The sequence below is a fragment of the Mycobacterium sp. E2327 genome (assembly GCF_001672675.1).
Taxonomy (GTDB): Bacteria; Actinomycetota; Actinomycetes; order Mycobacteriales; family Mycobacteriaceae; genus Mycobacterium.
In genome coordinates this window covers 16,646-27,608 of the sequence record NZ_LZKE01000111.1, presented here as the reverse complement: position 1 = coordinate 27,608, position 10,963 = coordinate 16,646, and the positions used below count along the sequence as shown (strand labels likewise).

Genomic DNA, 10,963 nt, shown 5'->3' with positions numbered 1-10,963 from the left:
CCGTGCCGCGCGGGCCGTCTGGCAGGCGCTGCCCGGCGAGTCCTGGGCTGACCGCTTCGCCGAGGCCGCCGCCCAGACCATCCGGACGGGACGGTCCGCGCTGGCGATCGTGCCCGACCAGCGCGACCTGGACACGCTCTGGGCGGCGGCCTCGGCGAAGCGGTCAGCCCAGGACTCGCCGGGCAGCGCCTGCCAGACGGCCCGCGCGGCACGGGATTCGGCAAGCGCCCCCAGGAACTGCCCGCCGCGGCCGTAGGCCTGCCACGCCGACGGGTCGACGGCCGCCGGCAGCGGCGGCGCGGGCAACTGGAGCGTCGCCGCGGGCTCCCGCTCCACCCGGGCGTGGCGGGCCGGCACCGCCAGGCGCAGCACGTCGGGCCGGGTGCCGGCGTAGCGCGCGGCGACCGCGTCGACCAGGCGCCGGATCTCCCGCGTCAGCACCGGTTCGGCCGACACGACGCGATCCAGCCAGCCCAGCTTGCCGGTGTGGTCGGTGTCGTTGCGGCGCTCCAGCAGGAACCCGTCGACCAGCCGGCCGTGGAACCGCACCCGCACCCGGACCCCGGGCTGGGCGTCGTCGGACTGGTCGGCCGACACCAGGTAGTCGAACTCGCGGTCCAGGTGCGGCACCGAGAGCATGGGCAGCACTCGGGCGATCGGCTCGACCTCGGGAGTTGCCTTGCCAGCCAACGGGATCGACAACTAGCCTTCGTCGGGCTCGGACTCGTAATCCGACTCGTACCCGGTCTCGTACTCGTACTCGTAGTCGGTTTCGTAATCCGGTTCCTCGCGCCCGAAGAAGAACCCGGCCGTGATCAAGACCTGGGCGGCGGCGTACAACCACCAGATCGGGACCGCCAGCGCGTCGTTGTACAGGATGAACCGGCCGATGGCGATCATCGTGTCCGACGCCGCAAAACACACCGCCCCCACCGCGGTCCAGATCGTCGGCAGGTCGGCCAACAGCGCCATGCAGACCATTGCGGTCAGCACGATCATGTAAAGCGTCACCGGAATGGTGAGCTTGTCGCGGGCCAGGTGCGGCCAGAACCACGTCAGCAACGACAGCGAGACCAGACACATGAAGGCGACGGCGGCCAGGCGCACCCGGGAGGTGCGGGCCAGCGGAATCAGGGCACCCAGGAAACACAAGTGCGCCAACAGGAATGCGGCCAGCCCCAGCCCGAACGACATCGTCCACCACGGGATCGCCAACAGCCAGTCGCCGACGGCCGACAGCAGCAGCGCGAGCATCAGCCAGCGCCGCTCGCGGACGATGGGGTGCGCCGCCGCGGCGACGGTGAGCAGCAACGCCATCGACGCCTTGAACGGCGGCTGCAGGATCCAGTGCCCCGTCAACGCCGTCCCCGGCGGCGACCGCAGGGCGACCACGGTCAGGTAGACCCCGTAGGCGAGGCCCGCCCAGCCGGCCACCACCCAACCGCCGGACACCAGGCGAGGTGCGTACGGTACTTCCATGCCCAGCTTCGACACGGCCGCGGAAAACCCGGGAAGCCGTGGAAACCCTGAAAAGCCTGGAATCGACCCCATCCTGCTGAAGGTACTGGATGCGGTTCCGTTCCGGCTATCAACCGACGATGGTGTCGCCGCGGCGCGGCAGCGCTTCCGCGACCTGCCGCGCCGGCCGCTGCACCCCGAGTTGCGGGTCGAGGACCGCGCCATTCCGGGTCCGGGGGGCGCCATCGGCATCCGGATCTATTGGCCCTCGGCCGATCCCGGGCACGCCGCGCCCGTGGTGCTGTTCTTCCACGGCGGCGGCTGGGTGGTGGGCGACCTCGACACCTACGACGGCACGGCCCGCCAGCACGCGGTGGGCGCCGACGCGATCGTGGTGTCCGTCGACTACCGGCTGGCGCCCGAGCACCGCTACCCCGCCGCCGTCGAAGACGGTTGGGCCGCAACGTTGTGGGTGGCCGAGCACGGCGCCGAGCTTGGCGCCGATACCACCCGGATCGCGGTCGCCGGGGATTCGGCCGGCGGGAACATGGCCGCGGTGCTCGCGCAACGGAGCCGCGACGAGGCCGGCCCACCGCTCGCGTTCCAGCTGTTGTGGTATCCCGCGACGATGTGGGACTCCTCGCTGCCGTCGTTCACTGAAAACGCCACCGCGCCGATCCTCGACGCGAAGGGTGTCGCCACGTTCTCGCGTTGGTACGCAGGCGAAGTCGACCTGGCCGACCCGCCGCCGGCAATGGCACCCGGGCGGGCGAAGAACCTGGCCGACCTGCCGCCGGCCTACATCGGGGTCGCCGGTCACGACCCGCTGCGCGACGACGGCATCCGCTACGGCGAGCTGCTGGCCGCGGCCGGCGTCCCGGTCGAGGTGCACAACGCGGAGACGATGGTGCACGGCTTTTTGGGCTACGCCGGGGTGGTGCCCGCGGCCACCGCCGCGCAGGACAAGGGGCTCGCGGCGTTGCGGAATGCCCTGCATTAACGGCCGGGAAGCGTACGGTGAACGCATGATTGAGCCGACCGTCGCCCGACCGAGCATCGATCCGACTTTGAAGTCGCTGCTCGACATGTTCCCGATGACCTTCAACGCCGCCGACGGCGTCGAGGTCGCGCGATCGAGGCTGCGGCAGCTCAAGGTGCCCCCGGAACTGCTGCCGGACATCAGGACCGAGGAGCGGACGATCGGTTACGGCGACCTGACCGACATCCCGGTGCGGATCTACTGGCCGGCCGGCGAGGCCGAGGCCTTGCCCGTCGTCGTTTTCTACCACGGCGGCGGGTTCTCGCTCGGCGACCTGGAGACCCACGACCCGGTTGCGCGCGCGCACGCCGTCGGCGCCGAGGCCATCGTGGTGTCGGTCGACTACCGGCTGGCCCCCGAGCATCCCTTCCCCGCCGGCGTGAACGACTGCTGGGCCGCGCTGCAATGGGTCACCGAGAACGCCGCCGAATTGGGGGGCGACCCGGATCGCATTGCGGTGGCCGGGGATTCGGCGGGCGGCAACCTCGCCGCGGTGATGGCCCATCTGGCCCGGGACAATGGCGGCCCGAACCTGGCCTTCCAGTTGCTGTGGTACCCGACCGTCACCGCCGACCTGTCGCTGCCGTCGCACACCGAGAACGCCTACGCGCCCGTCCTGGACCGCGACGTCATCGAGGCCTTCCTGTCCTGGTACCTGCCCGACCTCGACATCACCGACCCGAAGGCCCTACCGATCACGCTGGCCCCGGCCAACGCCGAAGATCTCTCCGGTCTGCCGCCCGCCTTCATCGGGACCGCCGAACACGATCCGCTGCGCGACGACGGCTCCCGCTACGCCGAGCTGCTCAACGCCGCCGGCGTGCCCGCCGAACACAGCAACGAGCCCGACATGGTGCACGGGTACGCCAGCTTCTCCCTGGTCATCCCCGCCGCCGCCGAGGCCACCAACCGCGGGCTGGTGGCGCTGCGCAAGGCGCTGCACGGCTAGCGCGAATACTCGCTGGGCGCAACGCCGTACCAACGCCGGAAGGCGTGCGAGAACGTCGACACCTCCGTGTAGCCCAGCCGCGTCGATACCTCCTCCACCGTCAGCCCGACGTTGCGCAGCAGGTCCACCGCCACGGTGGAGCGCGCCTCGTTCAGCAGGGCCCGAAACGACGTGCCCTCCTCGGCCAGCCGCCGGCGCAGCGTGCGCGGGTGGATGTCGAGTTCGGCGGCGACGTCGGGAAGCGTTGGGAACACGCCGGAATCGCGGAACAGCTTGCTGCGCACCAGCGCGGTGATGCCGCGGCGGCTCTCGCTGCTCTGCATCAGCACGTCGCACTGCGCCATGCACATCTCCAGCGTGTGGCGGTCGGCCTGCGGCAAGGGCTCGTCGAACATGGCCCGCGGGAAGTGCAACCGGTTGTGCGCTCGGCCGAACCTGACGTCGTGCACCGGCACCAGCTCGAGCAGCGGCCGCAGCAGTTCCTCGTCGACCGCCAGCTCCGCGGTCACCTCCTCGGCGTATTTCTCGGCCACCGCCATCGCGAAACTTGCTGTGGTCGTGATGATTCCGGCGATGTCGCGCTCGATGAAGAAGCCCCGCACGTCGGCGGGCAGGTGGCTGGCGTCCAGTTCGATCACGCAGTCCTTGGCGGTTTCGAACAGCGCCAGGCGGATGTGCATGGTGGTGAGCGCGAAGTAGCGCATCGCGATGGAAAACAGTTCGCGAAGGGTGCCACACGACATCACGGCAAACCCGAACAGCCCCAAGTGGGTCAGCGTGGACCGGCTGCCGACGTCCACGCCGATGCCCCGGTGATCCGGAAGGCGGGCCAGCAACCGGCGCACCGCCGCGATCTCGTCGACCGCGCTCACCATGGCGTCCGGCTTGTCGAGGTCGGCCGGCTCGATCGCGGTGCCCGCCAACACGTCGGCCGTCGAAACCCCGCGCTCGTTGGCCACCTCGCACAACACCCGGGTCGCGTGCACCGGGTGGCTCAGCGTCGGAGGGTGTGCCATCGCGTGTCCTAAAATCCCAACTCCCTGTCCGATAATCTCATTACTAGCCGCCCGCGTCATCCATACAGTTGAGGCATGGCGACCCTCAGCGCGCAGCGCCCGGCCGCGGGACCGGCCACCCGGCTGAACTCCTGGACGATGACCCGCGAGGCCCTCACCATCGGGTTCGACGTGAGCAACGGGTTCATGGGCCGGGTGCGTGGCAGTGACATCGCCCGGTTTCGTTGCGCCGGAAGGCGATTCGTTTCGATCAGCCACCCCGACTACGTCGACCACGTGCTGCACGGCGCCCGCCTGAAGTACGTCAAGTCGAACGAATACGAGCCCATCCGGGCCACCGCGGGCATCAACCTGCTCACCGACGAGGGCGATTCCTGGGCGGCCCACCGCGGCGTGCTGAACCCGACCTTCGCCCGGCGCCACCTCAACGGCATCGTCGACCTGATGATCGACCCGATCACCGGCGTCGCCGACGCGCTGGAACCCGGCGCGCGGTTCGACATCCACCAGACGATGGTCGAGGCGACGCTGCGGGTGGTCGCCAATTCGCTGTTCAGCCAGGACTTCGGGCCGCTGGTGCAGAGCATGAACGACCTCGCGACGCGCGGGCTGCGGCACGCCGAGCGGCTGCAGCGACTCGGATTGTGGGGGCTGATGCCGCCCCCGGTCTACGACGCGCTGCACCGGTTGGCATTCTCGGGGGTCCGCATGCCACCGCCGTTGCGCGACATGCAGGACATCACGCTGACCCTCGACCGCGCGGTCAACGACGTGATCGACCACCGACTGCGCCACCCGAGCGAGTCCCCCGACCTGCTCAACGTGCTGCTGCGCGCCGACGGCGGAAGTTGGCCGCGCCAGCGGGTGCGCGACGAGGCCCTGACGTTCATGCTCGCCGGGCACGAAACGACGGCGAACGCGATGTCGTGGTTCTGGTACCTGATGGCCCTGCACGCCGACGCCCGCGACCGGATGCTCGCCGAGATCGACGAGGTGCTGGGCGCGCGCCGCCCCTGCGCCGAGGACCTGGGCCGGCTGCCCTGGACCACCGCGTGCCTGCAGGAGTCGCAGCGCTACTTCTCCGCGGTGTGGATCATCGCGCGCCGGGCCATCGAGGACGACGTCATCGCTGGACATCGCATCCGGCGCGGCACCACCGTCGTCATCCCGATCCACCACATCCATCGCGACCCGCGCTGGTGGCCCGACCCGGAAACGTTCGACCCCGACCGGTTTTACCGGCCGACGGACCGGCCGCGCTCCGCGTATCTGCCGTTCGGCGGTGGTCGGCGCATCTGCATCGGGCAGAGCTTCGCGCTGATGGAGATGGTGCTGATGGCGGCCATCATGAGTCAGCGCTTCACCTTTGACCTCGCCCCCGGGGCCGCGATAGAACTCGAGGCAACGCTGACCCTGCGGCCCAAGCGCGGGGTACCCGTCATCGGAAGCAGGCGCGCATGAGCTCAGCAGGTTTGAAAACCCCGGACTACGAGACCCTGATCGTCGGCGCCGGATTCTCCGGCATCGGCGCCGCGATCAAGCTGGACAAGGCGGGCATGTCCAACTACCTCGTGATCGAGGCCGGCGACGGGGTCGGCGGCACCTGGTACTGGAACACCTATCCCGGCATCGCCGTGGACATTCCGTCGTTCTCCTATCAGTACTCGTTCGAGCAGAGCCCGCGCTGGTCGCGGACCTACGCGCCGGGCAACGAGCTCAAGGGGTACGCCGAACACTGCGTCGACAAATACGGCATCCGGTCGCGAATCCGGTTCAACACCAAGGTCCTTGCCGCCGAGTTCGACGACGAAAACCACTTGTGGCGGGTGCAGACCGATCCGGGCGGGGAACTGACGGCCCGGTTCCTGATCAGCGCCTGCGGGGTGCTGACCGTGCCGAAGCTGCCCGACATCGACGGCGTGGACTCCTTCGCCGGCACCACCATGCACACCGCACGCTGGGACCACCACCAGGACCTCACTGGCAAGCGCGTCGCGATCATCGGCACCGGCGCGTCGGCCGTGCAGGTCATCCCCGAAATCGCGCCGATCGTCTCGCAGCTCACCGTGTTTCAGCGCACCCCCATCTGGTGCTTTCCCAAGTTCGACGTGCCGCTGCCCGCCGCGGCGCGCTGGGCGATGCGGATGCCCGGCGGCAAGGTCGTGCAGCGGCTGCTGAGCCAGGTTTTCGTCGAGCTGACGTTCTCGCTCGCGGCGCAGTACTTCACGGTGTTCCCGCTCGCGCGCAGGATGGGGTCGGCCGGCGAGCGCTACCTGCGCCAGCAGGTCAACGACCCCGTGCTGCGCGACAAACTCACCCCGCGCTACGCCGTCGGCTGCAAGCGACCCGGCTTCCACAACGACTACCTGGCCACGTTCAACCGCGACAACGTGCGGCTGGTCACCGAGCCGATCGACAAGATCACGCCCGCCGCGGTCGCCACCACCGACGGCGAGGCCCACGAGGTGGACGTGCTGATACTGGCCACCGGCTTCAAGGTGATGGACACCGACAACGTGCCCACCTTCTCGGTGACCGGGAGCGGTGGGGTGTCCCTGAGCCGGTTCTGGGACGAAAACCGCCTACAGGCCTACGAGGGCGTCAGCGTCCCCGGATTCCCCAACCTGTTCACCGTGTTCGGCCCGTACGGCTACGTCGGCTCGTCGTATTTCGCCCTCATCGAGACGCAGACGCACCACATCGTGCGCTGCCTCAAGCGGGCCCGACGCGACGGCGCGACCCGCGTCGAGGTGACCGAGGAGGCCAACGCCCGGTACTTCGCCGAGATGATGCGTAAGCGCCACCGGCAGATCTTCTGGCAGGACAGCTGCAAGCTGGCCAACAGCTACTACTTCGACAAGAACGGCGACGTCCCGCTGCGTCCGGCGACCACGTTGGAAACCCAATGGCGCAGCCGGCATTTCGACCTCGACGACTATCGCTTCACCGCGTGAGGCGTCAGGCACGCCCCTGCAGGATCCCCTCGATGTTGCGCTCCGCGAGCGCGGTGATGGACATGAACGGGTTGCAGCCCAGGTAGCCGGGCAGCAGCGACGCGTCGTTGACGTACAGCTTGTCGTAGCCCTTCACCCGGCCGTAGCCGTCGGTGGCCCTGCCCCGGACCACGCCGCCCATCGGGTGAACGGTGTTGGGCGCGAACGCCGTTCCCTCGAAGAGGTCGTCGCGGTAGTCCACGCCGTTGGCCTGCGTCACCTTGTCGAATACGAACCGGGCCTTCTCCCGCAGATGGTCCGTGTGCCCCTCCGGCCAGTCGATGGCGATCGAGTCCTTCGTCCGGTCGTAGCTGATCTCCGCGCGGTCGCCGGTGCGCACCATGACGTAGTAGCCCAGCGCGAGCGTCTCCACGGGAAGCGGAAGCGAGAACATGCTCGCGTACACCGGGTTGTCGGGATCGTCGCGGCCGTCGAGGTTGATCATCCCCAGCAGGGACTGCTGGGTGCCGGCCGGATCGCCGGGTTGCAGCATGTGGGAAACCATGATGTCCCCGTTGTTCCCGTATCCGCGGCCGATCTCGTCGTTCAGGTGGGGCAGCGTCCCCATCTCGCGGGCGCGCAGCAACAGCTCGGTGGTGCCGAGCACGCCGGCGCCCAGATGCAGCTGGTCGCAGCCGATTTCCGCGCGAGCGAGCTCCTTGCCGAACCGGTCGATCTCTCGGGTGGACACCACGTATTCGCCCGAGCGCTCCCGCCGGATGCCGGTCACCTCGGTGAGGGGCTTCAGGGTGGCCTTGCCCGTCGCGAGCGCGGCCGCAATGTAGGTCGCATCGACGCTGCCGACCCGCCCGTAGTTGTTGCCGTACTGCTGCTCGAAGTTCAATGCCGAGCGCGGAACGCGTTCGGCCTCTTCGGATTTCATGTAGTCGAACGAATACGCGCTGCCGTTGTAGTCCACCTTGTAGCCCGCCGCTTCGGCGTACCGGCGGCCGACTCTGGCGTACTGGAACCACGGCGTCTGCTCGAACCAGTCCATGTCGCGGTAGCTGATCCGCAGCATGGACTTGGCGCGTTCGATGTAGGTGCCCAGGAACGCGCCGGGGTCGATGTCCGGGAAGGCGGTGCGGACCTGGTCCGGCGTCGGGATCGCGGCGATCGCGGCGTTGACCATCGAGCCACCGCCGACGGCCGTCCCGCGGAACACCGTGTGCGCGCCGTGGACCACCTTGTCGCAGATTCCGGCCTGGACCGGTTGCGTGGACGGCGTGTGCTGGGCCACCTGGGCGATCGACACGCCCCGATACGACGGCACCAGGCTGGGCGGGACCGACGTGAACCACCCGGCGCGGTTGTCCGCGGGCACCATCCGCGAAAAGCGCTTGCCGTCCGCGTCCGGGGTGTTCCACCACCTACCCTTCTCCAGGATCAGCGTCTGGATGCCCGCCTGGGCGAGCCGCAGGGCCGACACCCCGCCGCCGTACCCGCTGCCGACCACAATGGCCTGGTAGTGGGGCCGCAGGGCGGCGGTTGCCGAGGCGTTCCGGATGCCGAACTCCACCGCCCCCGCGCCGAGGGCGCCGGCCGTGACGCCCGCGGCGGCGCCCAGGAAACGTCTCCGCGAGAAAGCCATTTACTAGGCCGCCTCTCCGATCGTGCGGGTTTATAACGAACTGTGATTTAACTAACTGGGGTCTAAGCATACCTTCGGTACGTGAAATGCGCTACTGTACGTATCCATGACAGGTTTTCCACTGCGAATTGGACTTCCTGCATGTTCTGGTACGGATGTGCCATTTCGGGCCGCGGGCTGGACGAGACCCAAGCGCTACCTCTGGCTCCTCGCGGCGGCCGTCCCGGCGCTGGTGTTCCCGTCCTGGCTGGCGGTGCGCGTCACGGGGCTCGGCGTGTTCTGGTGGACGGTTCCCATCCTGGCGTTCGTGATCATTCCCATCGTCGACCATTTGGCCGGGCCCGACTCGCAGACTCCCGGTGAGAGCGTGCTGGCGTGGCTCGCGACCGACCGGTTTTACCGCTGGGCCACCTACCTCTACCTGCCCAACCAATACCTCTCACTGGTCTTCGCCTGTTGGCTGTGGAGCGGCGGCGGTTGGCTCACAATGGGTTTCGTCGACAAGCTGGGGCTGATGACGACCGTCGGCCTCATCGGCGGCCTGGCCATCAACGCCGCCCACGAATTGGGGCACACGCGCGAGCGATCAGAACGACGGTTGAGCAAGGTCGCGCTCGCCCAGACCTGCTACGGGCATTTCTACGTCGAACACAACCGTGGACACCACGTCCGGGTGGCGACCGCCGAGGACCCCGCCAGCGCCCGATTCGGTGAAAGCCTCTACGCGTTCCTGCCCCGGTCGGTGACCGGGGGCCTGCGCTCCGCCTGGCGCCTCGAGGCCGCCCGGCTGGCCGGGATGGGCAAACCTCGCTGGACGCTGGACAACGACATACTGAATGCGTGGCTGATCAGCGGCGCGCTGTTCACGGTGCTATCGGTATGGTTCGGTCCCGTCGTGCTGCCGTGGCTGATCGTCCAGGCGATCGTGGGCTTCAGCCTGCTCGAGACGGTCAACTACATGGAGCATTACGGGCTGCGACGCCAGCTGCTGCCCAACGGCCGCTACGAACGGGTCCGCCCGGCGCACAGCTGGAACAGCAGCACGGTGATCACCAACGTCCTGCTCTTCCACCTGCAGCGTCATTCCGACCATCACGCAAACCCGCTGCGTCCCTACCAGGTGCTTCGCCACGTCGATGACGCACCGCAGCTGCCCAGCGGCTACAGCGCCATGCTGCTGCTGGCGCTGATTCCGCCGCTGTGGCGGCGGGTGATGGATCCCCGGGTGCTCGACTTCTACGGCGGCGACATCAGTTTGGCCGCGCTAAAACCCGGCGACAGCGCGGGGCCGACGACGCTACGCTTTCCCGCGTGGCAAAAGAGTTTTCGCGCATCGATGAGTCGCTGACCGATTTCATTTCGGATCAGGCCGTATTCTTCGTCGCCACGGCGCCCTCCGCGGGCGGCCGAATCAACCTCTCCCCCAAGGGCTATCGCGACACCTTCGCGGTGCTGGACGAGCACACCGTCGCGTACGTCGATCTGTTCGGCAGCGGCGTGGAAACGATCGCCCACCTGCGCGACAACGGGCGCATCACGATCATGTTCTGCTCGTTCACCCGCAACTCGCGGATCCTGCGGCTGTTCGGCACCGGGCGCGTCGTGCGCCCGGATGACGCCGAATTCGCCGACTTGCTAAGGCGTTTCGGCGATCCGCACGCCGGCACCCGCGCCGTCATCGTCGTCGACGTCGAACGCATCGCCGACGCCTGCGGCTTCGCGGTGCCCTACTACGAGCTCGTCGACGAGCGGCCGGTACTCGACGCCCACCACACGCAGGCCTCCGAGGAGAAGTTCGCGCACCTGGTCAACCGCAACCGGCGCAGCATCGACGGGCTGCCCGCGCTCGATGCCGACCATCCGCTGCCCCGACCGTAACGCTTTTCCCGCTCCCACCGATGTTGAGCAGGCGGGGGT

9 protein-coding genes and 1 pseudogene are annotated in these 10,963 nt (G+C 68.6%); 6 read left to right on the top strand and 4 right to left on the bottom strand.

Annotation, left to right across the window (positions count from 1 at the left end):
- Positions 1-639, bottom strand: a pseudogene (locus A5712_RS12845) (primosome assembly protein PriA); the annotation flags it as partial.
- A gap of 63 nt (positions 640-702) precedes the next feature.
- Entirely contained in the window at positions 703-1,479 is a 777-nt protein-coding gene (locus A5712_RS12840; protein ID WP_082973416.1) for a lysoplasmalogenase, read from the bottom strand.
- Here A5712_RS12840 and A5712_RS12835 point away from each other — a divergent pair.
- Both A5712_RS12835 and A5712_RS12830 read left to right on the top strand, forming a co-directional pair.
- A complete protein-coding gene (locus A5712_RS12835; RefSeq protein ID WP_068105174.1) occupies positions 1,478-2,458 on the top strand; it encodes an alpha/beta hydrolase in 981 nt (326 codons plus the stop codon). The genes A5712_RS12840 and A5712_RS12835 overlap by 2 nt on opposite strands.
- Before the next feature lie 25 nt (positions 2,459-2,483).
- Positions 2,484-3,446 (top strand): alpha/beta hydrolase, encoded by a 963-nt coding sequence (locus A5712_RS12830; RefSeq protein WP_068105172.1) that lies wholly within the window; start codon positions 2,484-2,486, stop codon positions 3,444-3,446.
- On the opposite strand, the gene A5712_RS12825 is transcribed toward A5712_RS12830, so the two are convergent.
- Positions 3,443-4,462: an AraC family transcriptional regulator gene (locus A5712_RS12825; protein WP_068105169.1), complete on the bottom strand. Its 1,020-nt coding sequence runs from the start codon at positions 4,460-4,462 to the stop codon at positions 3,443-3,445. The two genes, A5712_RS12830 and A5712_RS12825, sit on opposite strands and share 4 nt — an antisense overlap.
- A gap of 75 nt (positions 4,463-4,537) precedes the next feature.
- Between A5712_RS12825 and A5712_RS12820 the strand changes: the two genes are divergently transcribed.
- Both A5712_RS12820 and A5712_RS12815 read left to right on the top strand, forming a co-directional pair.
- The gene (locus A5712_RS12820) at positions 4,538-5,923 is read left to right on the top strand and encodes a cytochrome P450 (RefSeq protein ID WP_068105163.1); all 1,386 of its coding nucleotides are present in this window, start codon (positions 4,538-4,540) and stop codon (positions 5,921-5,923) included.
- Complete coding sequence (locus A5712_RS12815) at positions 5,920-7,416, top strand: NAD(P)/FAD-dependent oxidoreductase (protein ID WP_068105159.1); 1,497 nt, start codon at positions 5,920-5,922, stop codon at positions 7,414-7,416. Before A5712_RS12820 ends, A5712_RS12815 begins: the two co-directional genes overlap by 4 nt.
- A 4-nt stretch (positions 7,417-7,420) precedes the next feature.
- Here A5712_RS12815 and A5712_RS12810 read toward each other — a convergent pair whose 3' ends face one another.
- Entirely contained in the window at positions 7,421-9,046 is a 1,626-nt protein-coding gene (locus tag A5712_RS12810; RefSeq protein ID WP_068105156.1) for a GMC oxidoreductase, read from the bottom strand.
- Between the two features lie 157 nt (positions 9,047-9,203).
- On the opposite strand from A5712_RS12810, the gene A5712_RS12805 reads away from it, so the two are divergent.
- Positions 9,204-10,394, top strand: a complete 1,191-nt coding sequence (locus tag A5712_RS12805) for an alkane 1-monooxygenase (protein ID WP_068105151.1) — start codon at positions 9,204-9,206, stop codon at positions 10,392-10,394.
- Positions 10,358-10,924 carry a pyridoxamine 5'-phosphate oxidase family protein gene (locus tag A5712_RS12800; protein ID WP_068105147.1) on the top strand — a complete coding sequence of 189 codons (567 nt, stop codon included), beginning with the start codon at positions 10,358-10,360 and terminating at the stop codon, positions 10,922-10,924. The genes A5712_RS12805 and A5712_RS12800 overlap by 37 nt, the downstream gene beginning before the upstream one ends.
- Positions 10,925-10,963: the final 39 nt, after the last annotated feature.

Excerpts from the sequence above, each read along its gene's own strand:
- A5712_RS12815 (WP_068105159.1), top strand. The coding sequence starts at position 5,920 with ATGAGCTCAGCAGGTTTGAAAACCCCGGACTACGAGACCCTGATCGTC.
- A5712_RS12825 (WP_068105169.1), bottom strand. The coding sequence starts at position 4,462 with ATGGCACACCCTCCGACGCTGAGCCACCCGGTGCACGCGACCCGGGTG.
- A5712_RS12840 (WP_082973416.1), bottom strand. The coding sequence starts at position 1,479 with ATGGAAGTACCGTACGCACCTCGCCTGGTGTCCGGCGGTTGGGTGGTG.
- A5712_RS12835 (WP_068105174.1), top strand. The coding sequence starts at position 1,478 with ATGCCCAGCTTCGACACGGCCGCGGAAAACCCGGGAAGCCGTGGAAAC.
- A5712_RS12830 (WP_068105172.1), top strand. The coding sequence starts at position 2,484 with ATGATTGAGCCGACCGTCGCCCGACCGAGCATCGATCCGACTTTGAAG.
- A5712_RS12820 (WP_068105163.1), top strand. The coding sequence starts at position 4,538 with ATGGCGACCCTCAGCGCGCAGCGCCCGGCCGCGGGACCGGCCACCCGG.
- A5712_RS12810 (WP_068105156.1), bottom strand. The coding sequence starts at position 9,046 with ATGGCTTTCTCGCGGAGACGTTTCCTGGGCGCCGCCGCGGGCGTCACG.